General features: G+C 51.3%; 17 protein-coding genes. 16 read left to right on the top strand and 1 reads right to left on the bottom strand.

Annotated elements, in window-relative coordinates:
- The first annotated feature begins 137 nt into the window (after window positions 1-137).
- Both MK110_17800 and MK110_17795 read left to right on the top strand, forming a co-directional pair.
- Window positions 138-1,835 carry a hypothetical protein gene (locus tag MK110_17800; GenBank protein ID MCH2213164.1) on the top strand — a complete coding sequence of 566 codons (1,698 nt, stop codon included), beginning with the start codon at window positions 138-140 and terminating at the stop codon, window positions 1,833-1,835.
- Complete coding sequence (locus MK110_17795; protein ID MCH2213163.1) at window positions 1,832-3,103, top strand: polysaccharide pyruvyl transferase family protein; 1,272 nt, start codon at window positions 1,832-1,834, stop codon at window positions 3,101-3,103. Before MK110_17800 ends, MK110_17795 begins: the two co-directional genes overlap by 4 nt.
- 284 nt (window positions 3,104-3,387) lie before the next feature.
- On the opposite strand, the gene MK110_17790 is transcribed toward MK110_17795, so the two are convergent.
- Window positions 3,388-3,579 (bottom strand): hypothetical protein, encoded by a 192-nt coding sequence (locus MK110_17790; protein MCH2213162.1) that lies wholly within the window; start codon window positions 3,577-3,579, stop codon window positions 3,388-3,390.
- A 385-nt stretch (window positions 3,580-3,964) separates the two neighbouring features.
- Here MK110_17790 and MK110_17785 point away from each other — a divergent pair, with 385 nt between their 5' ends.
- From MK110_17785 to wecB (MK110_17720), 14 genes are all read left to right on the top strand, one after another.
- Window positions 3,965-4,828 carry an FkbM family methyltransferase gene (locus tag MK110_17785; protein MCH2213161.1) on the top strand — a complete coding sequence of 288 codons (864 nt, stop codon included), beginning with the start codon at window positions 3,965-3,967 and terminating at the stop codon, window positions 4,826-4,828.
- Between the two features lie 48 nt (window positions 4,829-4,876).
- Window positions 4,877-5,965 carry a hypothetical protein gene (locus MK110_17780; GenBank protein MCH2213160.1) on the top strand — a complete coding sequence of 363 codons (1,089 nt, stop codon included), beginning with the start codon at window positions 4,877-4,879 and terminating at the stop codon, window positions 5,963-5,965.
- 110 nt (window positions 5,966-6,075) lie between these two features.
- Window positions 6,076-7,254, top strand: coding sequence for a UDP-N-acetylglucosamine 2-epimerase (non-hydrolyzing) (wecB, locus tag MK110_17775; protein ID MCH2213159.1), 1,179 nt, complete (start codon window positions 6,076-6,078; stop codon window positions 7,252-7,254).
- Between the two features lie 1,076 nt (window positions 7,255-8,330).
- Entirely contained in the window at window positions 8,331-9,602 is a 1,272-nt protein-coding gene (locus MK110_17770; protein ID MCH2213158.1) for a glycosyltransferase, read from the top strand.
- Between the two features lie 25 nt (window positions 9,603-9,627).
- Entirely contained in the window at window positions 9,628-10,992 is a 1,365-nt protein-coding gene (locus tag MK110_17765) for a glycosyltransferase (GenBank protein ID MCH2213157.1), read from the top strand.
- Between the two features lie 147 nt (window positions 10,993-11,139).
- Window positions 11,140-12,261, top strand: a complete 1,122-nt coding sequence (locus MK110_17760) for a glycosyltransferase family 4 protein (GenBank protein MCH2213156.1) — start codon at window positions 11,140-11,142, stop codon at window positions 12,259-12,261.
- Window positions 12,261-14,165 carry an asparagine synthase (glutamine-hydrolyzing) gene (asnB, locus tag MK110_17755; GenBank protein ID MCH2213155.1) on the top strand — a complete coding sequence of 635 codons (1,905 nt, stop codon included), beginning with the start codon at window positions 12,261-12,263 and terminating at the stop codon, window positions 14,163-14,165. Before MK110_17760 ends, asnB begins: the two co-directional genes overlap by 1 nt.
- Before the next feature lies 1 nt (window position 14,166).
- Complete coding sequence (locus tag MK110_17750; protein ID MCH2213154.1) at window positions 14,167-15,306, top strand: glycosyltransferase; 1,140 nt, start codon at window positions 14,167-14,169, stop codon at window positions 15,304-15,306.
- Entirely contained in the window at window positions 15,303-16,487 is a 1,185-nt protein-coding gene (locus MK110_17745) for a glycosyltransferase family 4 protein (GenBank protein ID MCH2213153.1), read from the top strand. The genes MK110_17750 and MK110_17745 overlap by 4 nt, the downstream gene beginning before the upstream one ends.
- Before the next feature lie 528 nt (window positions 16,488-17,015).
- Window positions 17,016-18,278: an O-antigen ligase family protein gene (locus MK110_17740; protein ID MCH2213152.1), complete on the top strand. Its 1,263-nt coding sequence runs from the start codon at window positions 17,016-17,018 to the stop codon at window positions 18,276-18,278.
- Window positions 18,279-20,444, top strand: a complete 2,166-nt coding sequence (locus MK110_17735; GenBank protein ID MCH2213151.1) for a bi-domain-containing oxidoreductase — start codon at window positions 18,279-18,281, stop codon at window positions 20,442-20,444. It abuts the gene before it with no gap.
- 228 nt (window positions 20,445-20,672) lie between these two features.
- Entirely contained in the window at window positions 20,673-21,848 is a 1,176-nt protein-coding gene (locus MK110_17730) for a glycosyltransferase family 4 protein (protein MCH2213150.1), read from the top strand.
- A gap of 9 nt (window positions 21,849-21,857) precedes the next feature.
- The gene (locus MK110_17725) at window positions 21,858-23,546 is read left to right on the top strand and encodes a heparinase II/III family protein (GenBank protein MCH2213149.1); all 1,689 of its coding nucleotides are present in this window, start codon (window positions 21,858-21,860) and stop codon (window positions 23,544-23,546) included.
- Complete coding sequence (gene wecB, locus MK110_17720) at window positions 23,543-24,640, top strand: UDP-N-acetylglucosamine 2-epimerase (non-hydrolyzing) (protein ID MCH2213148.1); 1,098 nt, start codon at window positions 23,543-23,545, stop codon at window positions 24,638-24,640. The genes MK110_17725 and wecB (MK110_17720) overlap by 4 nt, the downstream gene beginning before the upstream one ends.
- The last annotated feature ends 59 nt before the right edge of the window (window positions 24,641-24,699 follow it).

The raw sequence follows: 24,699 nt of genomic DNA, 5'->3' as shown, positions 1-24,699 counted from the left end.
ATTCAAATACTGTCCAGGTACTGGTCGCTGCTGACAAACAGTCCATTCGAGCAAGGTCACTCACCGTTAACTCACATTGGTCAATCTCTGACATTCTCGACATCTGAATGCTCAGAATCACCATCTGAAATCGAATCGTGAAGATAAAGAATTCTCTGAGTTTTCTGTTGCGCCAATTTGGACTCCTTAATGGAGCCAGAGCTGTCTATGACCGCTCACTTTCCGGACGTCTCGGTTTTCCGACGATCAGACTGCGGCCATGGGAGTCCGTTCGACGCGCCATGAACGGCGCCGGCGAAGTTACGAACTTCGCCGGTGAGCACCGACTCTTGCAGTTTCCGGTTCGGGGAGCGGGCTATCCAAATACGGTTGAAGGCCTTGTTGGTCGGGGCTTTCAACAGCGTGGGGCTACGGTGCTGGCCGCCGTTTGTAACTCGATCCTGCCAGCGTGCGACAATCGAGTGCGAGAAACGATGGATTTGATCACTTGTGAATCCTGTGTACGGACCTGTACAGAAATGTGGCAGCAGGGATTTTCGATCCCTCTGGTCACATACGACGAGGTGATTTCTGAGGATGAGATCGCAGTACTCAAAAATATTGCTGCCGATGTCACACCGGAGAACCTAAGTTCGCTTACTTATCGCAATATTGACCTGTCGACTTTCGTTTACAGTTCATTACTGCGTTTCATCACCGGCACAGAAATCCCGGACAACGAATCCGGCACTGAACTCCTGCACCGCTACGCACTTGCCGCTATCGTCACAACCGAGGTCACGTACAGACTCATTGAGCGTTTCCGACCAACGGTCATTCAACTCAGCCATGGAATCTACGTCACATTTGGCCCCGTCCTGGCGGTGGCCCGTAAAATGAACATCCCTGCCTACATCATAGCGCGAGCGTACCGCAAGAACACCATTATGTTCAGCAGGAACGAAACAGCATGGGACTCCATCAAACGAACCGGGATGGACGACATCCGTCGAACAATTCCGTACACCGAAGCACAGGACGCACAGCTCACTCAATACCTGCAAAGCAGAACAAAAGGGGACCAAGATCACATCCGGTACAACCCACGGTCATCACAAAACGTATCGCGAATCACTTCACAATCGAAATTAATCGGTGCGGACAAAACAGTCGCCATTTTTCCCAACATTTTCTGGGATGCCGCCATGGCTGAACAGGACGCTGTCTTTCCGACGTCCAGTGATTGGCTAATCGAGACGGTCAGAAAAGCCCACGACTTTCCTTCCACACATTTTGTCGTCCGGGCGCACCCGGCCGAACTTCGGCTGCCGGTGAAGACGACTGCTACAGCAGCGACTGTCATCGAAACAGCGCTGGGAGCTCTCCCCAAAAATGTTTCACTGGTAGCGCCCGATGACCCGCTCTGTTCCTATCGTCTGATGGATCTGGCAGATCTGATTGTGGTTTATTCTTCCAAAATGGGACTCGAGGCAGCAGCGCGGGGCAAAGATGTCGTTGTCGGTGGTGATTCATTCTATCGTCGGAAAGGCTTCACATTTGATCCGGTGACTCCGACAAAATATTTCGATTTCCTGAATCAGACGTTTGCAGAAGATTTGCCAGAAGATCGAGTCCAACGTGCGCGTCACTTTGCCTACTATTTTTTCTTCTGTGCCTACTTTCCGTTCCGTCTCTATAATGATGAAACATTTGAAATCAATGACGATACTGCGACACAGCTCAATGGGGTGAATTCCGGTGACCTGGACAATGTGATTCGTACTATGTTAGACGTGCAGGACCCGATGGATCCGGCGTCATGGTGCCACGCAACGCATCAGGCAACTCTGACATGAATGTTCCGCAAATCGCCTTATTCAGTTACGGCGGCGTCGCGAATCTGGGCGATGATCTCATTGCAACGGTTCTTCTGAATCACCTTGCCGGTGACATCACATTGTTTTGCCCGGGCCGTGACTTCGCCAACCAGGAAATTCCACAATGGCTGGCAGAGAACAACACGTCTGTGCAATTGATCGACGAAGTCGATTCAGTACAGCTGCGGAAGTTTGATGTTGTCGTCATTGGCGGTGGGTCACTGCTGATCGATTACGACCGCAGCTTCGGCACTGTTGTCTACTGGCTGACGGTTGTGAAGAAAGCAATTCAGGCTGGTTGCCGTGTAGTGTTTGCATTCATCGGAGTTGGAAATATCAAGCACGCGATCTCTACGCTGCTCATTCAGATTATAGAACTGGTTGATGTGATTGTTGTGCGGGATGAACCTTCCCGTCAACGACTGAAAGAGCTGGGTGTTCATCGTCGTATTTGTGTGGCTGCTGACCCGGTATTTCTGGTTTCCCTGACAACTCCGGCAGCAAGGCGACACGACAATGGACCTCTTCGCATTGGTGTCAATCTACGGTCCTATGTCGACCTGTATTCGGGATCTCAGTCCGAGCACTTCGATTTTGTGTCGAATTTCCTTGCCGCCCTGGTCGCTATTCATTCGGAACAGGAATTGGAAGTGACACTGATTCCGTTTCGCACCCATGACGATAATGATCTGCAGACGTTGTACTCGCTGGCTGAACAATTGAAACAAAGAGGAGTTCCCAGCTGTTGCATCAATTCGGTTCCGGACAGTATCGAATCGATTCGAAGTGTCTTTGGCAGGCTCGATCTGTTTGTGGGCATGCGTCTGCACTCAATTATTTGTGCTCTCGTCGCCGGAATTCCAAGCTCCGGAATTGTGTACGCTCCCAAAAACGAATCCCTTTTGAAACTGGCCGGTATTCCACAGTTTATAATTCGCCGAAACATGAACACGGCCGACGTCACACAGATACTACGAAAACTGATGCATCGTCGAGTAACTGCAGATCCGTTTCGGGTGTCGGAAATTCGTCGAAAATGCGAAACCGGATTTGAGGAAATCAACCAGTTCTCGCGACACGCTGCACGGACAAACAATCAGAACCGGTCACACTTCCGCAAACGATTTCGGTTGCACATCATCTGGATGCAATACCGTCTGGCTCTGCTTGTCCGACGACTGCAAAGGCAACGTAAAATACGCCTGGTTGCCAATCTGTTTGGATTGCTGCCCGCCTATGGCGACTGATTGCAGCGTAAAACAAATCTGATTTTTCGTGATAAATCACATCGGTTTTCGGAGTCCATTAACAGGTCCCAAAACGTGGCAACTCCAGCAGTCTTAATCCTGGTCCCGGCGGAGACATCGCAAACAGACTCTATTTTCGTGATCGGCACCACCTGAAGTTAGAGAGCATCTCCGGATGTACGATTGCATATTTCCGTGAACACGATGATGTACAGGTCATTGTGCGTCCGCATCCGGCGGAGACCATTGTCGTTACATCCCCATCGTATTCCGATCTGGTCAGATCAGAATTTGATGAGGATGCGACTGACAACGTAGCAGTAAAAACACCCGAAGACGACGTGAATTGGTTCGTAGTCACCGGGAAGTCTGATACCGGAGGCATCAATACATCCACCGTCGGAATTGAGCTGTTGATTGATACAAAGATCTGCAGACCAGTTTTCAAACACACATAACAGAGGTTGTGCATTCACCAGAGAAATATATTCAGGTCGTAAAGGGCATACTTAAGAGTCCGTATCTACTGTCGGAACTGGCTCGTCTGGCCAGGAACTATTTTCTCGTGATGATGTCTCCCGATCAGCAACCGTCGTCCGCGAAATATACGCCCGCAGGACACTTTGCCCATTACACCTCCGACCGATTTTCGAAACTTCGCGACACAGATGAACTTGTCAACTTCCTTCAGAACTACATCAAGGTCTCCCGAACGATTCCTTGCTCTGAAAACCACGGGCTGTCAACCTGCAAGGGCGACTCGCCGTTGCCCCGCCGTGGTAGACTTCAAAGTGCACAGTCAGTGAGAAAACGACTTATCGGCCCGGTGTTTGACGCATTCATCAGTGCAGGACCAGTGCCTTGCTGATTCCTGAAACGTGGCTGAAGAGAGTTCTGCGAACTGGAAAACTTCGTCTGACGGCCCGTCGCTGGAAAATCAGTCGACGTAATGAAGTTCAGAAAACACCATTGACAGACGGAATCGCCTTCGAGCCTGAAGTCAAGTTCATCCGTGAGCTTGTACCTCGAAATAGACCGTTCTTCGATGTTGGTGCGAACAACGGAATCTATTCTCTGATGGTCGAAGATCTGGTAGGGCGGGGCAATCTCTTTTTGTTTGAGCCCCTGCCTGAGCTTGTGGAATTATTGAAAGCCAGATTCGGACGACGTGCGGTTTTCAGCTTTGCGCTGTCCGACAGGGAGTCGCAGGAGGAGATTCGCATCCCTGTGATTGGAGGACTTAGATACGACACACGAGCATCGCTTGAACCTTCTGTAATGGAGTCCGGCCAAACGGCTGTCCAGGTGACCGAAGTGTCCTTGCAAACTCTGGACGGCTTTGTTCGCGCAGCGGGAATCCAGGACGTCGGATTCATCAAGATTGATGTTGAGGGACATGAGATGTCTGTCCTCAAAGGCGCACAACACACACTGGCGAAGATGCAGCCGCTGCTGCTAATCGAAATCGAACAGCGGCATCATAAGCAGCCGATTGATTCCATTTTCAGACAGGTTTGCGATCTGGGCTATCAAGGTTTCTTTTTTGACCCGGCTGCCGGGGGCCTTCGTAACATCAGAGAGTTTAATACATCACAGATGCAGGCTGTTGAAGATCTGAATTCCGGCAGAGTTCTGAGGTACATCAACAATTTCATCTTCGTTCCGGAACATCACTCCGAAAAACTCTGCAGACAGGTGAGTGCATGGACGAGTCGTCTGTTTTGACAACTGAAATGCTCAGCAGTTTTTTTTACGTGCAGCGGAAATAGAGCAATGAGAATTCGCGTTGCCAGTACTGCGGGAGTATTTCGCTCTGACAATCCGTACCTGAGACTGTTGTATGGTGTGTCCCCTGAAGGTAAGGCACTTTCAGGTTTCCAGTCGGATGTCCTGCTGGATGTTGTTGAATCTCCGGGTGTCAGCATCAGCTGGATCTGGAGTCATCGGCACGACCTGGATGTACTGCACCTGCACTGGCCTTCTTTTCTTTATGCTCATCCGCAGCTGGCAGCTCGCTGGCTGCGTTTTCTGCGGATGACAGTCGGACTGCTGCTCACTCGTCTGGTAGGAATTAAAATCGTCTGGACGGCTCATAATGTGATGCCGCACAAGTCGTCCGGATGGTTCATCGATTGGCTTGGGCGGCGAGTGGTGATGGCGGTCTCTGACCTTGTCATTGTGCACCAGAAGTGGTGTATGACGGAATTAAAAAAACGCTTTGGCGGCAGGTGCCGGCAAACAGTCATTCCCCACATGACCTACGAGGGAGTCTACCCCGATCCCATACCTCAGTCTGAGGCTCGTTCACGTCTGCGTGTTGAACCCGACGCTCTTGTCGTTGTGCATTTTGGTCTGATCAGACGCAACAAACATGTACCATTGATTCTTCAGGAATTTTCACTCGCTAATGCTGCGAAACAGCGCATGTTGATTGCCGGAAGTTGCATGGATGATGACGTCGCTGCTGAAATTTCTGATTACTGTCGCGCTGACTCTCGGATTCTGGCTTCACTGGACCGCGTACAACCTGAAGACGTAGCGTTGTGGTTATCTGCGGCCGATGTGGCAGTCATCGGCGGCAATATTACGACATCAGGTTCTCTGTTTCTGTATCTCACTTACGGATTACCTGTGATACTGCCGAAAACACTCTCCCGCGAATTTTCGAAAAACACTGATTGGTTGATTACCTGTAATATGTCCGCTCGCGGAGAACTGGCAAATTTGTTGAATCAGCTATCCCGTGAAGAATTAGCAACCACAAGTCAGTCTGCAGACACAGAACGACTTTCTCGCACACCAGTGCGTATTCATCAGATGCTGTGCAGCGAGTTGGCAACGATTGTTGGAGACAATCGATGAAGTCGGATAACAACATCTCATTCTCTGATACAAAAACTCCGGTCAGTCCTGTCTGCGTATTGTTTACAGCAGCGTGAATGACAAATATCGGAAACAAGTGAAATATTTTTTTGAAATCTGATGTGGCCTCCGACTCTGTAAAACATATTGCCGTATTCGTCGGGACTCGTCCGGAAGCCATCAAGATGGCTCCGGTCATTGCCGGCTTGGTCTATTCGAGCAAACTGCAGCCGATCGTTGTGTCAACCGGTCAGCATCGTGAAATGCTTCACCAGGTAATTCATCAGTTTGGGTTACGTATTGACCATGAGTTTGACGTGATGGTTCCCGGTCAGACACTGGCAGGACTGAGCAGTCGTTTGTTACCTGAAATCGACAATTTCCTGGAGAAACGCAAGCCCGACTTTTCACTGGCTCAGGGCGATACGACCACAGTATTGATGACTGCACTGGGAAGTTTCTATCGAAGCATCCCCTTCGGACATATTGAAGCAGGACTGCGGACGGACACCATTCGGTCGCCGTTTCCTGAGGAAGCCAATCGACGTCTGGTTACCCCGTTGGCGTCGGTCCATTTTGCTCCAACGGAACACAGCCGGAACAATCTGCTTCGTGAAGGACTATCCCCGGAAACAATCCACGTAACGGGCAACACGATTATTGACGCACTTCAAATGGAACTGCATCAGCAGCAGTCGGAAATCGGAAGGTCTCTGGATAGAGACCTCCAGAAGTTGTGCGGATTCGATCCAACCCGACAAAAATTTGTGTTGGTTACCGGGCACCGCCGAGAAAATTTTGGTGACGGATTCGATCAGATCTGTGCTGCCGTAGTTCAACTCGCACGTGAATTTCCACAGACCGTTTTTTTGTATCCTGTGCATTTAAACCCAAATGTACAAAAGCCGGTCCGTAAGACTCTGGGAACACTCTCCAATGTACGGCTCACCGATCCGTTAAGCTACCGTCACTTTGTGCGTGCAATGTCATTGTGTCATATGGTTTTGACAGACTCTGGCGGGATTCAGGAAGAAGCCCCCTCTCTTGGTAAACCGGTACTTGTCATGCGGGACCGTACCGAACGTCCTGAAGGGGTCCGGGCAGGGGCCGTAAAGATAATCGGAACAGGCCGTCGATCGATTGTGGCTGCTGTGAGTCAGTTGCTGTGCGATGAGTCCACCTATCAAAACATGGCCACTGCGACAAATCCCTATGGTGACGGACACGCCGCGCGTCGCATTATACGAATCATCGAAACCTATTTTGAGAACGATACTACGGATTGCTGATTGCGTTGTTTCATTCAGTAACGCATTGTCTTTGTTAACGTGAATTAAAATGGCATGTTCCGGTAACCGACCAGGCTTCTATCTTTACCTTTTCTGGTCTTTTTGCCCGGCTTCTGTCGAAGCTCCAGAACTGGCTGCATCGAGTGGCAGACGCCCGGTCAGAAACGGGCGAAAACTCCAGGAGCCGTGTCATATGAGTCGCTGGATACTCGCAGAGAGACTCAACGCTGTCAGAGTCTGTATGACCTCGCCTACTTTGAATCGATCAATCAGCGGCAAAAGCCCATACCGACGCTGAGCAGAGTCCTTGACCAGCATGTTGCGGCCGGCTCACGAAAACATGATCAGCTCAAACAGAAATACCGAATTGATTTACACGGAAAGTATCGATTCGATATCGCATGTAACATAAAAGCGTTGATCTTTTTTGTTTCCATAAAAAGGATCAGCGCTGCGAGAGTGTTAATGTTACCGACATGCGTTTGACGAACTCAGCCGAATGTCTGAAACCGGGGTCAAAATTTCACGTGTCATCGCGGGATCTCATTCGTTCAATTTCAACAGCTTTGACATAGTGTCTTGCCAGCATGCTTTCGAACAATTTCAGGATCCACATAAAGCTCTGGAGGAGATGGTTCGCATCCTGCATCGGAGCAAAATTTGTGTAGTTCACTGTGGTGATTAGTGCCAGGGCATCCTCTTACCATATATTTGTACCTTCGGTTTTCCTTTCCGCGGCCCCAACAATTGTTGCTAACTGAAGTCCGGAATCAGTGGTTCGAAAAACATGAACGTCCCGCCTCTCCCCAATATTTTCTTGAGAACCCGTTGAGTTACATTAATCGTTTCAGTTCGGTTGATTTTCGGGAGATGCTGAATCACGCGAACTTCGCAGTAACCGCATTTTTCAGAACGTCCGGAATTCAACTGCGAAGACTTAGAACACGTGTCCCGATTTGGTGAATGGCAGAAGATCGACTATCTAATTACCAACTTTGAATACATGGCCATTAAGTTGTAATTCGGAGCTTACCGGTTGTTTTGATCTTGGTGACAGAAGACCGCTCCCTTTCGAAGTGAATTCCACCTCTTTTCACAGCAAGACAAATGCGCGTTCTGTACCCCGGTGCCTGATGGTGGCTGCCGGAGGTATGCTGCAGGAAAATGGTTATACGACTCGTGTCTGGATGGCCTTAAAGGCAGTCAGGAAAGTCCAGTCAACTGCAGTTCCACGTCCGGTGCTGCTGTCGTTTGAGTCACCTCGAACCATAAGACATTCGCAACTGCGTGGAGAATTGCAGCAGAAAGCGAAGGCCTCAGGTGTGGAACTGATCATTCGGACTCTGTTACCCAAACGGTTACCTTTTTCGGATGTACTGAATCTCCGTGTAGCCAGACGTGCTGTGCGCCATGTTGTTGCACGTCACGGAATTGGTGTCGTCCACGGTCAAAGTCATGCGGCTGCAGCCTATGCTCTTGGTGCCGTTCGTTTGTCTCCGGCCCCGCGAACAGTGTTTGATGTTCACGGAGCGGACATTGCCGAACGACTCAGTGATGGACGTTTGGTACGCGGGACTTCCCTCTATGCACGGGCTCTAAGACGACAAAAAGAAACATGGACACGGGCAAGTGAGCGTTTCGTTGTGTCAAAGGAACTGGGAGAGCACATTCGGACAGCCACAGGTGAGAACGTCCCTTATCACGTGGTGCCATGCGTCAACACACTGAATATCCGGACAGAGACTCTCGAGGATATGCGGCGGCGGGCACGACAGAAACTTGGTTTTACTGAGAGTAACGATGTCATTCTGTACCTGGGAGGGGCAAGCGACTGGCAGCAGCCAAAATTGCTACTGAAAGTATTTCGTGAACTTCGGAACTTAAATCCGGCGGCACAGTTACTGATTTTAAGTGCGGAACCGGAGTATTTTCAGACCCGCATCGAGACCTTTGGAATTGAGAGAAACCATTGCCGGATCCTCAGTGTTCCTCATCAGGAGGTATCGAATATTGCTTCTGCAGCCGATTTAGGCGTTTTGATACGACAGGACCATGTCATCAATCGAGTGGCGTCACCTACAAAATTTGCCGAATATTTGAACCTTGGTGTGCCGGTACTGCTAACGGATGCCGTTGCCGATTTTTCCAGGATCGTGCGGAACAACGGGATAGGAATCGAAATTGGCTGTAATGATTCGCCAAAGCAGATTGCAGCAACAACAAACAGTTTTCTGAAATCCGTCCGGGAAACACGCAGTATGTTTCGAAAACGTTGTCGGGAGACGGCAGACGAACAACTGAGTTTCGAATCGATCCTTTCCACCTATCAGCGCATTTATGGAGAATAAACGTAATCCGATCAGATGTGCCTTTATGGCACATTACTACCCGCCGATTGGTGGCGCGGGAACAGCACGCAGCGATGCGTTCGTTCGCTATCTGCCTGAATACGCAGTGAATCCGGTCGTCTTTTCCGTTGAACCTGTTGCGGAAGAAGCACATCGAGAGTTTCAGCTGGACCACTCGTTACTCCTTGATGACAACGGTGTCGACGTCATCCGGGTTTCCGGCAGAGACCGTCTGGCTGGTCTGCGACAACTTCTGTTGCGTACAAGGTTGTACCCCATTTACTGGGCTTTGGCTTATCGCTGGGAATATGAAGGCTGTCGCAGCTGGGCGCGTAATGCCGGACGTACTGTGGCACATCAGCATGCCCGGAGTCCATTCGACCTTATTTATGCGACAGCAGGTCCCAACAGTACACTTGAAGCTGCGGCAAAGGCAGCCCGTACGTGTGGCATCCCGTGGGTTGCTGATCTGCGCGATCCATGGAACGTGGCTTCTCTCAAACGTTACCCGTCCCTCTGGCATTATCGATGGGAGAAAAATTTCGAACGCAGATTATTACTGAGCGCAGATGCCGTTGTCATGAACACTCCTGGTGCTTACCGTCTGATGCGTGACTGGCTGGGACGAGATGCTTCCGGAAAAATCACATGGATTCCCAATGGTTTTGATGCTAGACATGTCAGCACCTCTTCTGCAATACATGGTGCGCAGAATCGGTCACCTCGCTGCCAAATCATTCATACCGGAACTCTGTACACCCCTGGAATGCGTGCGTCCAGGCCTGGAAACTTTTATACCGGCGATATCGATGACACAGCGAGATCACTTGTGCCTCTGGCGCAGTCTGTGCGGCAACTGCTTGATCGACGACCGGAACTGGCTCAAAGGCTGGAAATCATTCAAATCGGACATGCTCCTGAAAAACTGATGCAAGTTGTCCGGGAAATCGTCCCTGAAACTGGTGTATTTCAGTTTTTAGGAGTCCAGCCACGACATGCGGTTTTGAAAGCAATGCGCGAAGCCGATGTGCTTCTCGTTGTTCAGGTTGCCTGGGCAGATCGCAATCGGAACGTGCCCCATATTCCCGGCAAAGTCTACGACTATCTTCCGTTGCACAAACCAATTCTGGCGTTTGTCCCTGCAGGAGATCTGAAGAACCTGCTGTTGCGCATCCCACAGGCCGCCGTGATCGATTACAAAAATGTCAGTGAGGGTGCGCGTCGACTTGAACAGATGGCAGACGGTCTTTTTTCGATTGACGATACATGCACACCTGTTGACCAGAGTAAACTAACACGTCAGTTCCAGGCAGGGATACTGGCTGAGATTTTTCGCCGTGTCACCACCGGAAAATCCTGCGAGGGACTGGCCAAAGCAGATTTCGAGTGACTCTGTGTTTCCCAAAGAACTGAATTGTTTTTTGATTGAACCACGATTCGCATTTCGGAAGCTCAAGTGCTGCGTCATCGTTGGCACGCTTCTTTATGAGCCACAAAAAACAGTGGTCTGGCATCGACCGGCAGCAGAAATCACCTAATGGATGTTCTTTATGTCACAAGTGGAATTGCACCCTATGTCCTGGGGGGCATGCAGGCAGTTTCTCGTCGTCACATCGAGGGCCTGACAGCAATGGGCGTAAATGTGAGTTTTGTACACACGTTTAGAGATGTCCCCGTGCGACCAACCGATCTTTCAGGACGCGAGTATGTGATCGACTATCCCAAATGGCGGGGACCAGGACGATTCTGGCCGTGGCATTACCCGGAAGAACTAAAAGAGTATTCACAGAATGTAGATCGCATTGCACGAGACACCAGCCCCTCCGTGATTTACAGCGAGGGTCCGTTGGTGACAGCCACGCTGAAACGCGAAGATCGTCCGCCTGTCGTATTCCATCCTCATGGTCTGAATATGTACCAGGACCAGAAGTCGTGGTACTGGAACCTGCGTGCCAGAACACTGAAGCCTCTTGTTCGGTTCCATCTTCGGAAAGCAGACTGTGTCATTTCGCAGGGTGGCATGCTGACGGAAATCCTTGCTCAAAAGGCAGGCGTATCCGAAGACCGAGTAGCTGTCGTGCCAAACGCAGTATCGGTCGTAAACGATCACCCGAGATGTCAGCCCCGAAAGCCGACATTGCGTTGCCTGTTTGTGGGCCGAAATGATCCTCAAAAAGGTCTTTCATTATTGCTGAATGTCCTGAGACAGCTGCCGGACACAGAACTGGATGTCGTCGGGGCAGAAGGAGTTGCCCAACCTGGTGTACGATGGCACGGGGTCATTCGCGACGTGGGTCGTCTTCGCGAGTTCTACCGAAACTCTGACGTTTTCGTTCTGCCAAGCTATTCCGAGGGAATGCCAACAGTATTACTGGAGGCGATGCGTGACGGTTTGCCGGCTGTAGCAACCGACGTTGGTGCATCACGCGAACTGGTGATACCAGGAAAGACCGGTTGGCTGATACCGGCCGGAGGTCGTAAGGAACTTCTGGCAACGCTGCGGGAAGTTGCTCACCTGGACAAAACAGTCTGGCAGAACTATTCGCAGCGTTGTCGCGACCACATTCGGAATGGGTTCTCCGAAGACACTGTTTGCCGTCGACTTTATGAATTGCTGCAACAGGTCTGCCCTCAGAATTCCCCGCAGGAATACAGCTGATGTGTGGTATCGCGGGAATACTGTGTACGTATGAGCAGCAGGCGCTGAAGATACTGCCGCGCATGCTGAGAGCACAGATTCATCGCGGCCCCGACGGCGAAGGCGAAGAATATTTTGTGGTGCAAAACCGAGTACTGGGTCTCGGACATCGTCGTCTGTCAATTTTAGATCTGAGTGATGCCGGCCGACAGCCCATGTCTCATCCGGAATCCGGAAATTTTGTGACGTACAACGGAGAGATCTACAATTATCCCCAGCTGCGGCGTCAGTTTGAAGCTGGAGGTGTTTGCTTTCGCAGTCACTGTGACACCGAGGTCCTTTTGTATGCCTGGGAACGCTGGGGCATGAACTGTTTTCGTGAACTGCGGGGTATGTACGCGTTCGCAATCTACGACCAGCAATCTCAGCGTTTGGTCCTGGCACGTGACCCGCTGGGCATGAAACCACTGTATTACGCTGCATCTAATGAAGCGTTTGGATTTGCTTCTGAAGTCATGGCACTGCATGCAGCTGGTTTCGGAAAAAAAGGGGTCGACCGTCGGGCCGTGGCAGGGTTATTGGCATATGGGTCTGTTCCTGGTCCCCTTACGATGCTTCAGGGAGTACGGCTTCTGGAACCAGGCAGCACCATCGAAATTGACCTGCGGAAACCTCCGCAGGTCAGCGACCATCCGGTTTCGCAACGATTCTGGAATTTTCCACAGCAGGATTCAGATTTATCTCCGGCTGAAGCTCGACGGCAAACGGGAACAATGCTTCGAGACAGTGTGCAAGCCCACTTGATGAGTGACGTACCTGTGGGTGTATTTTTGTCTGCGGGAATGGACAGTACGGCTATTGCGGCACTGGCATCCAGAACGTATCCGGGCAAGCTGAATACGTTTACAGTCGGTCTCGCTGACCAGCCTGAACTTGACGAAAATCCGACAGCGGCTGAAACAGCTCGGCGATTTGGAACGCATCATACGAATGTTGTACTGACGAATGAAGAAATTTGTAATTTGGCAGAGGGCTGGCTGGCTGGTATTGATCAACCTTCGATCGACGGTCTGAATACCTACATCGTTTCATGGGCAGTTCGAAACCAGGGAATCAAAGTGGCTTTGTCGGGACTCGGAGGTGACGAGATCTTTGGCGGCTACCACACATTTCGTGCTATCCCAAAATATATGCCGTGGCTGAAAATTAGTCGGCTGGCACCGTCGTACCTTCGTCACTGGCTGGTGGCTTGTCTGCTTTCCGGATTTTCTGAGCAGCAAAGAGCGAAGGCCCAGGAATTTGTGCAGGCGCGACCCTCAGTGATGGATCTCGTATTGCGCCGTCGCCGTCTTTTATCAGACACAGAAATCAAATCCCTCGGACTCATGACTGAGTCTTTGGGCCTAACCTGCAATGTTCTGCTGCCTCAGGCCGAACTGTCGGATGAACTGAAAGGAATGGATCCGGTTTCTGCTGTCGGAGTCACTGAAGCCCGTCATTACATGGGTAACACTTTGCTGCGGGATGCCGATGTGTGCGGGATGGCTCACGGCCTGGAAATTCGCATGCCGATGCTGGATCTGGACCTTGTTGAAACAACATCACGTGTTCCTGGACCACTTCGACTGGGAAATCGACAAATGAATAAACCACTTCTGGCCGATTCACTAGGAGGGGAAGTCTTTGGTGACATACCAAAACAGCCGAAACGCGGGTTCACAATGCCCTGTGCAGCCTGGATGCAGGGACCGCTCCGTGATCTCTTCGAATCCCGAATTGATGAAGTCAGGAATTCAGGGCTGGTTGATGCCGACGTTGTCGGCAATATGTGGCAGGAGTTTCAACGCAGTTCGCAAAACACTCAATGGACACGTGCCTGGTTAATGGGTGTTTTGGGTTCATTTCTGATTCGGTTGCGTGCCTGACATGAATGTTGTGCAGGTATTCAATTTTCGGAATCTCTACGGCAGCGGGCTGACCGAATCTGTTCCCAGTCTGTGTACAGGTCTCTCTCATGCTGGTGTGGAAACGAACCTGTTTGCTCCGAGCGCACGTCAGGAGTGGCATGCAGCTGAGTTTACTATGCATGAGCACCCTGTGATTTCGGGTTTCAGCTCGCTCGGCTGGTCACCTTCCATGCTGAAGGCACTTAGGCAGATGGCAGAACAGGCCAGCATGATTCACTGTCACGAACTGTGGACTCTGCCTGGAGTTTATGCGTCCCGCGTGGCTCAGGAATTCAGGAAGCCCATAGTGATATCCCCCCGGGGAACATTGTCTTCTGAAGCGCTGCGTTATTCCGGCTGGAGGAAACAGCTAATGTGGCGCTGGCGGCGAAGGCAGGACATACTGGCGGCGGACTGTGTGCACGCAACTGCAGATCACGAATGTGCCGACATTCGTGCGGCAGGTTACCGTGGACCGGTTGCAGTGATCCCTAATTCATTGTCGGTTCCGGAACTCAGCCCGCGGAATCATGGAGTCCGGCGCCGGCTGGTCTATCTGGGGCGCATTCATCCCATCAAAGGGGTGACAATGCTTGTTGACATTTGGAAGTCTGTTTTCACTCAGTTTCCTGAATGGGAACTGGAAATTGCCGGAATTGATGACGGGGGATATAAGGAGCAACTGCAGCAAAGGGCAGACGAACTGTGTCTCGAACGGTTTCGGATTCGTGGCCCGGTCTTCGGACAGGAGAAAACTGATTTTCTGGCATCCGCCGACCTGTTCTGTCTTCCCACAACTTCTGACAATTTTGCCATCACTGTCGGTGAAGCTCTGGCTCATTGTGTCCCCGTTGTAACGACGACTGCTGCCCCCTGGAAACCTGTCGTTGACCATAAATGTGGCTGGTGGGTCGCACCGAAACCTGGGGCAGTGCGCACGGCACTGGAAACCGCTATGAAGTTGACAACTGAGCAGCTGCAGTTGATGGGCAAACGTGGTCGGGACTGGGTCCGTCAGAATTTCTGCCAGGATTCTGTGGCAACTCAGATGAAGGAGACATACGAGTGGTTACTGGGACAGACCACTCAACCTGACTGGATCAACGAGGAAATACGGTGAACAGTGTGTCAGCCGAACCGAATCTGCGATTTCATTTTGTGACGTCCATTCCCAGTCCGTACATGATCGATTTTTATAACGCTCTACAGCTGTTGATACCGGATCAGTTTCAAGTGACGTTCAGTGCTGCTCAGGAAATCGATCGTCAATACTACCGTGTCCCTCATCACTTTGATTTTTCTGCTGATATCCTCAGTCACAACGTACGAGTGCGAGGTAAAGACCTGCACAGGAATCCCGGGTTGTGGTCGGCACTGAAGAAGACACCTGCGAGCACAGTGATTGTGAGCGGAAACTATTTCATGCCGGATGCCCGAACTGCACGCATGTTCTGTACCAGAGACCGGGCACGTTTTGTTTTTTGGGGTGAGCATCCGTTCAAGAAACAGGAAGCCCGCTGGAGACGACAGCTGAAATCGATGTACCTTCGCTGGTTTTTACGACCAGCCTCAGCTGTGATCGGAATTGGGCAGGAGGCAACGGACACGTATCAGCGGCTTTCACGACAGGTTTCAGGTACCAGCATCCCGTATGCCCCGGACCTTTCGTCGCTGCTTAAACCATCTAAGTTTCTGATCTCTCAGGCAAACAAATTGCGGTCTCAGATTGTGGGAGAACGTTCTTCTCTTATTTTGCTGTATGCCGGCAGTTTGATTCCCAGAAAAGATCCGCTGACATTACTGCGTGCTTTTTCTTCTCTCGTCCGGGAGCATAATCACGTCTTTCTGCTGATCGTCGGAGAAGGCCCGCTGGATTCAGATTTACGTCGACTGGTAATCCGTCATGACCTGCAGAATCACGTAGAATTCGCCGGGTTCCTTTCAGGCCGCCCCTTGCTGGCAGCTTATCTGGCCTCCGACATCTTCGTTCTGCCAACCAAGGGGCACGAGGGGTGGGGCGTGGTGGTTCAGGAAGCGATGGCCGCCGGCCTGCCGGTTGTGGTGTCGGAAAATGTTGGTGCAGGAAAAGACCTCGTCAGCAGTGGACGCAACGGCAGCGTATTCACTCCGGGCTCCGTTTCAGATTTGACCGACTGTCTCAGAAATTTGGTGGCAAACCGTCAGCAAAGGTTGGATTTCGGTCGCCACGCACGGCTGGTCGCAGCGGATACGAGTGCTCCAAACGGAGCACAGAATTTTCTGGACTTCATGGCCGGTATTGACGGCGTCAGTGTACGATGAATCCTGGCTCTGTGCGGTCTTTTCAGTTCGCAGTTCAAATATTTTATTTTACGGAACTAGTGCTCATACAGCGAAAGAATCATGGCACTGGTTCATGACCCTGCCGGCAGAGTTTCTGATTTAGGTTTTGATTCAACTGTCAGACGAACTCCGGCACGGACAATTTTACGGTCTGCAGGTTTCGTTAACCGTCCAATAATTTCTACAAAACCGTTGCCGTTTTCATTTTGACTTCCATAACTTAGTTTGTGCTCTGACACGAACTGACACAGGGAGGTTCACTGTGGTTGTTCCCACGCGTGACTAATGACTTCCTGTAGAAGCGTCTACGGAATAGACGGCCAGTTGAGGGAGACAGAGAGGATGAACCACTTTGATTGACTCTGTTCGTATATCCCTTTGGAAGTTCCACGGTATCGGGTAATTCACTGGAATCTGACAATCCGGGGTCGTCAAAATCTCGTGATGTCCGCATCAATTGTAACTCACCCATCGCAACAGAGGCTCGGGAGTAATCCCTCCCACAGAGTGCCTGACGCTCGAAGCCTGAGTCTCCTGGGCCTGGGCATCGTACTTACCTGGCTATTTCTTGGTTTGTACGACACCGGGATGTCGCATGTGATTCCCAACAAGAGCCTGGTTCGCCTAGCAATCATCGGTATACTGGCCGGTCTGGTATGTCTCCGTCCAACTGTGAATCCGGGATTGCGATTCAACCGCAGTTTTATCGGTTTCGCGCTGCTGACGCTGTTGACAGGTGTGGCGTCAAGTGTTTTGTGTAAAGCTCCTGAACTCGGACTTCTCAAACTGCTTCTGTATGTATCCCTGTGGATGCCTCTTGTGTGTTGCAGTCGCGGACTGACGGAGCTGCTGGAAACCTCACGTGGTCGCACCTGTTTTTTGATCACCGCTTTCCTGCTGATCCTGCTGGGACTGTACAGAGCGTTTCGTCCCGCTGAGGTCGAGATAGGAAACACAAATTTTCTTTCGGCGGTAGCGGTCTGTGTAATGCCGGTCTTCATGCTGGAGCAGGCAAACCCCAGGCCCCTTATTCCGCGCCGACTGAACGGACATATTCTTGGACTGGCAATCTTCATCTGCATACTCAACCATAGCCGAGGGGCACTCGTGAGTGGCACTGTTGCTCTGGTGAGCTGGTATGCGTTGTACAGAAGTCCATCAATCAGTCGCATCGCCGGAATCTTCTATCTCGGATTATTAACGTTGTCACTCTTTATCGTGATCAACGAGTCGCTGCGAGAATACGTGTACAAGGGCCAGGAAACCCTGCTGGACCGGACCCGGATCAACGAATTTGACCAAACATTTCAATTTGTGATGCAACGACCCCTTCTCGGCTATGGATTTGGTCTCTCCTGGCGCGTCGAACCCTGGCACACTGAAAAGGTACTGAAACACGGGCGCATCAGCTGGTATATCGGAGAGTTCGGAAATTCCACACTGGCAATACTTGGCGGTGGCGGACTGCTGTTACTGCTGGCATTTGTCGGAATGATGGTCACCGCCTTTTCTCAGGCCATCAGAGCCATGAAACTTGAATTCCACAGATTCGGTATCACACATGATTACCGAATGCTGGCAGCAACCTTTTCCGGTGCACTGGGTTTACTGGTACATTCTCAGGCCGAAGGATGGATGCTGTCTCCGGCGACGATGGCGACATTTTCTTTCTGGATGTTCATCGGAATGATGATACTGCTGACCGGAAAACTCCTTGTGAAGCATCGTACAAATCCGCCAACGGAGGTCCTGAAGCAGGTTGGACATTGAATGAAGTGCATCATCCAGAGTATCAGCAACGGTCGTTTGTCGGTGACCGAATGTCCGGCACCCGCTGTTCGACCCGAACACGTGCTGATTGCAAATACCGCATCACTGATCTCTGCGGGCACAGAGAAGAGCGCAATGGAACTTGCCGGCAGGTCCCTGCTGGGTAAAGCACGCCAACGCCCCGATCAGGTGCGCAGAGTTCTGGAAAAGATACGGAACGAAGGATTGCTGAACACTGTTCGAGCTGTTCGTGAAAAACTCGACAACCCGATGTCGATGGGATACAGCTCAGCGGGAGTCGTCCTGGCCTGCGGGACCGGTGTCGAGCAGTTTAAACCCGGTGACCGTGTCGCCTCGAATGGCAACCATGCGGAAGTCGTCTGTGTTCCAAAGAACCTGTGTGCGAGCATTCCCGAAAACGTCTCCACTGACCACGGAGCATTTGCTGTCCTCGGCGCTATTGCGCTCCACGGAATTCGACATGCACAGATTGATCTAGGATCAACCGTTTTCATCATTGGACTGGGTCTGACCGGCCAGTTGGCAGTTAGTCTGCTGAATGCTTCGGGCTGTCACGTCATCGGCACCGATCCTGATGTATCAAAGTGCGTTCTTGCAAAAAATGCAGGGGCTGCGTTTGCCGAACCGGAAATCAGCGCTTCACAAATCGACAAACTTACCGGAGGCATGGGTGCTGACGCAGTTCTTATTACGGCTTCAACCAGATCCAACGACCCAATTGAACTCGCCGCTCGTGCGGTCCGAAAACGAGGCCGAGTCGTGCTGGTCGGTGTTGTCGGACTGGAACTGGACCGCCGACCGTTTTATTTCAAAGAGGCCGAATTTGTGGTTTCCTGTTCTTATGGTCCGGGCCGGTACGATCCGGGTTATGAAGAACTGGGACGTGATTATCCACCAGCATACGTCCGGTGGACCGAGCAAAGAAACATTTCCGCTGTACTGCAGGCGATGTCCGCCGGAAAACTGGAGATAGAACAACTTATTTCGCATCGGTTTAAAATCGAAGATGCGGCTCGTGCGTATAACATCATCAGCAGCGGCTCAGAGCCGTTCCTGGGCGTTCTGCTGCAGTACGATGCTGATAAAAATAAAAAACCAGATCGAACCATTCAGCTAAAGCCCCGGCTTCCTCAGCGCAAGCGTGTTTCAAAAGGCGGAGAGACCACTCAACTGGGTGTAGGTGTTCTTGGTGCCGGCAATTTTGCGAACATGATACTGATACCACAGATCGTTGCCTGCGATGGACTGACACCCGTGGTGTTATGCTCTGCGGGGGGTGTTCATGCGACTCATAGTGGCAGGAAGTATGGTTTCCAGCGTGCGTCAAGCGACGAAAACGAAGTGCTTGCCGCAAATGATGTAGACTTAGTGTTTTCCCTCACACAGCACCACCTGCATGGCGATCATGTTGTAAAGGCAATTCGAGCGGGCAAGTCAATCTTTGTGGAGAAGCCGCTTTGTTTGAATCTCGACAACCTGCTCGCAATCGAACACGCATTGCTGGAATCCCGTGATGCAACACCACTGGTGATGGTGGGCTTTAATCGCCGCTTCGCCCCACTGGCACAAAGGCTGAAATCTGTCTTCGCTGACCTGAATGCGCCACTCACAATCAGCTACCGATTCAATGCCGGATCAATCTCGGTCGATCACTGGACTCAGCAGACAGAGATTGGCGGCGGCCGCATTATCGGTGAAGCCTGCCATGCGATCGATTTCGCAACATGGCTCACCGGATCATTACCCACACGTGTGTATGCCGAATCCGTCGGAGGTGAAACCGCTCCGGAGATTACAGACGACCAGACCTTCATCACGATTCGTCATCAAAACGGAAGTGTTTCCAGTATCGCATACCTTGCCGGGGGTGATAAAGCGTGCCCGAAGGAACGGGTGGAAATTTTCGGTGGTGGCGCAACGGCAGTCCTCGATGACTTCCGCCGGCTAACGGTCTACAACCGAGGTAAAAAAACCGTTCGAAAGCATCAGCAGGACAAAGGTCACGCTGCAGAAATCCGGCGATTTACTGCAGCCGTGAATGGCACGACGGAACCACCGATCTCATGGGACCAAATTCGCAGTACTACGATCACATCGATACTCGCCGTACAAAGTCTTCGTGAGGGAATGCCGTTCACAATTTAATTTTGACAGCTCAGCCCCTCACGAACTGCACAATTTTTACAACTGAAGGACGCTGACACCATTCAGATGGCCATCAGGGCGTTTCTGGTTTTAATTAGTATGACTTGTGGTTAAATCCCGTTGAAAATTCTGTTCTTTTCACATTACTTTCCTCCGGAAAGTAATGCTCCGGCATCTCGAACATATGAACACTGCGTGCGGTGGGTCAGGGCAGGACATCATGTCACCGTGATCACTTGCGTACCCAATGTTCCGAATGGACGACCCTATCAGGGGTATAAGAACACGATACGGCCTCAGCGAGAAACCATGGACGGGATTGAGGTCATCCGTGTCTGGACATTCCTGGCGCCTAATGCCGGTTTCGTAAGACGCACACTGAACTATGTGTCTTACATGATCACAGCCGTCTGGACCGGTCTGTTTGTGAAACGCCCGGACGTCATGATTGCCACAAGTCCGCAACTGTTCTGCGGCTGGGCCGGCGCCGTTGTTAATTTTCTTCGACGCGTACCTTTCGTCCTTGAAATCCGCGACATCTGGCCGGAATCGATTGCCGCCGTAGGTGCCATACGAGGCGGATTTGTATTACAGATACTGAAGTGGCTGGAACGCAAGCTTTACCTGAGTGCTGACCACGTTGTTACTGTTGGCAAAGAGTATCGGAGCAATGTGACATCGAAAGCTGACGTGAGCGACTGTATCTCAGTCATCTACAATGGTGTTGACGGAAAATATTTTTCGCCGCGTCTGCCGGATCCCGAGTTCCGCCGGCAGTATGGCATGCAGGACCGGTTTTTGTGCTCCTACGTGGGTACCATCGGAATGGCTCACGGACTGGAAACCGTGCTGAATACAGCAGAGCTTCTCAAAGACTCAGGTCGTGATGATATCGGATTTCTCCTGATCGGTGACGGAGCCCGCCGGCAGTCCCTGGAGCGAGAAGCGGAAACCCGAGGTTTGTCTGATCTCGTAAAATTCACCGGACGCCTAAGCAAGTCAGAAATGCCACGGGTGATTTCGAGTTCTGATGCCTTACTTGTGCATCTCCGTCTCTGTGATCTGTTTACCACTGTCGTTCCGTCAAAAATATTTGAAATAATGGCCATGCAGCGCCCTATCATTATGGGAGTTCGGGGTGAGTCGGCTGAAATTGTGCGAGAAGCCGGTGCAGCTATCGAAATGGAACCAGGAAACAGTGACTCGCTGCTCAGTTGTCTCAATCAGTTGATTGGTGATCAGGAACTTTACCGGTCACTGACATCCAGAGGGCGTCAATTTGTTCTGGAAAAATTCAGCCGAGACACCTTCGCCACCGACTACCTCAAACTCTTTGCCACACTCATTTCTGACGAGAAACCAGATCATTCCGGCCAGTCAGTCGGAATGCCAACGATCCATTAGGCCTGCTCGTTGACGTTTTCCCTTACACAATTCGGGCGAACTATACGCCATATTCCACCCGAACGGCTGTGGCTGCGTTTCTGGTTCAGTCTGAGACGTCGACTGACGATGTCGCCACCAGGTCGTTTTTTGAAGGTAAGACGAAATAAACCGCTGCCACTGGCCGCGACATTACCTGCTGCCGTCTTTCCTCCACGTGAGCACCTCATTCATAATCGCGAAGGGAAGTTATTTCTACGCCAGCTGAATCGGTCCTGGCCGGTCGGTGACGAAATCGACTGGCAACTGAATGACGACAGCCGGCCAACGCAACTGGAGTGTCTGGCATTGCACTACCTGGAATTCGTTGAATCGGTGGAGGTGGAATTGGGAGAATCAATTCTCCTGAACTGGATCCGCCGAAATCCCCCGTGGCAGTCAGAGTACTGGCTAAATTCATGGAACAGCTATGCGATTTCGATTCGAACTGTGTGCATGATGCAGTGGCTGGCTGCCCATCGTGCTAAAGTATCACCGAATACCGTAGATAAAGTCGTTGAGTCTGTCGCTGAACAGGTCCGCTTCCTGGCCCGAAACCTTGAAACAGATATCCGTGGAAATCATCTGATCAAAAACATCAAGACGCTCCTGTGGGCGGCTAAATTTTTTCACGGACCTGAGGCGTCCGCGTGGTATCATCGGGGGCGCCGTTTTCTGCGGAAAGAAGTGGCGTCACAATTTCTTTCCGACGGAATGCACTTCGAAATGTCCCCCGCTTATCACTGCCAGGTGTTTGCAGACCTGCTGGAATGCGCATCCATCCTTGTTCCAGGTGAACGCAGCGAACTCATTCGGTGTCTTGAACCAGCGGCACAGGTGATAGCGGACCTGACTCATCCTGACGGACGTATCAGTCTGTACAGCGATGGGGGACTGAACATGACATATCTGCCGAAACAGTGTCTGTCTCAATATGAACAGTTCGGCGGACCCCGTATCGATCAGAGACGTTGCTTTGGTTTCGAAGATTCAGGCTACTACGGTATCCGTACGGGTCAGGCGTATCTGACGTTCGATTGCGGTCCGTCATGTGCTGACACATTGCCTGCGCACGGTCACGGAGACATTTTAGCATTTGAATGGGACGTTGACGGCCGGCGAATTGTGGTCGACGCCGGAGTTCGAGAATATGAATCCGGCCCCGAACGCGACTGGAACCGTTCAACAAAGGCTCACAACACCGTAACAGTTGGCAACCGTGATCAGTGCGAATTTGTCAAATCATTCCGAGTCGGGCATCGGGCGCACGGTCGTTGTCTGCGTGCTGCATTGAGTGCAGACAGCATGTCAGTAACGGGCAGCTATAGTTCGCGCAGTGCCGATGGTCAGCAGATTAACCATACACGAACAATCTCAGGATCACCTGAATATTTTCGCGTCGTTGACCACGTCACCAGTCGGTTTTCTGAACCGGCTGTCGCTCGGTTGCTCCTGCACCATGATTGCGATGTCTACAAAGTCAGCGAACATGATGTTGATATTATGATTGATACAAAGCGGATCCACCTGAACACTGAATCACCGGTTCACATCCGTACCGCAAAATGGTCACCCGATTTTGGAACCGAATTCAAAACCGTTCAGCTGGAAATTGAATATGGCAACACGCCGTGCGAATCCGGATTCACACTAACAGTGGAAAATGAATCACACGCATGAAACGATTTGCCTGTATTGTTGGAACTCGCCCAAATTTCATGAAAATGGCTCCGATCCTGAGGGCATTCGAACATTATGCAGAGGCTGATCCGCTGCTGATTCATACCGGCCAGCATTACGATCACAATCTGTCAGATGTGTTCTTTGACGAACTGGGAATCAGGAATCCCGACATCAGTCTGGGTATCGGATCCGGCAGTCACGGTGAGCAGACGGGCCGACTCATCATAGAATTGGAAAAGGTCTTTACTCAGGCACGTCCGGAAATTGACCGAGTCGTCGTTGTCGGAGATGTCAATTCCACGATGGCTGCAACTCTGGCCGCCGTCAAACTTAATATTCCGGTAGGACACGTGGAAGCCGGTCTCCGCAGTTTTGATCGACAGATGCCGGAAGAGACTAATCGAATTGTGACCGACAGTCTTTCTGATCTGCTGCTGGTCTCTGAGCCGTCCGGCCTGGACAACCTGAGAAGGGAGGGACATCCCGATGATCGGATTCGCCTGGTCGGCAATGTTATGATTGATACTCTGTTCCGGCTGGTCGAAAAGGCTTCACATCGATGCGTGTTAACAGACCTGGGACTGCAGTCCGGCACATATGCAGTCTTCACGGCACATCGCCCGTCAAACGTTGACAACCCGAAAACACTCCAGGGCATCGTTAAAGTACTGGTTGGAATTTCGGAGGCATTACCAGTCGTATTTCCTGTTCATCCGAGAACCCGGACACGTCTGAAAACGTTCGGGCTGCTGACATCACTTGAGTCGGCCCCTGGTGTGAGATTACTTGAGCCGCTGGGTTACCTCGATTTCCTTGCATTGACGTCCGGGTCACGAGTGATTGTGACTGATTCAGGTGGACTGCAGGACGAGTCCACGGCACTGGAAATCCCGTGCCTGACAATGCGTGAAAACACGGAGCGACCGGTGACAGTAACAGAAGGCACGAATACCCTGTGTGGATCCGATCCACAGACGCTGGACAACAACCTGCGTGCCGTTGTCAACGGCACTTACAAATCAGGTCGCTGTCCCGCTCTTTGGGACGGCAAAGCTGCAGAACGAATTGCCGGCGAACTGATGTCTGTTTAAGACAAAACCACAGACAGTCCCGTCTGCCATGGAGGCAAGGGCTGTCTATATCGTTTTTC

The sequence above is a fragment of the Fuerstiella sp. genome (assembly GCA_022447225.1).
Classification (GTDB): domain Bacteria; phylum Planctomycetota; class Planctomycetia; order Planctomycetales; family Planctomycetaceae; genus S139-18.
This window is presented reverse-complemented; position numbering and strand designations above follow the sequence as displayed.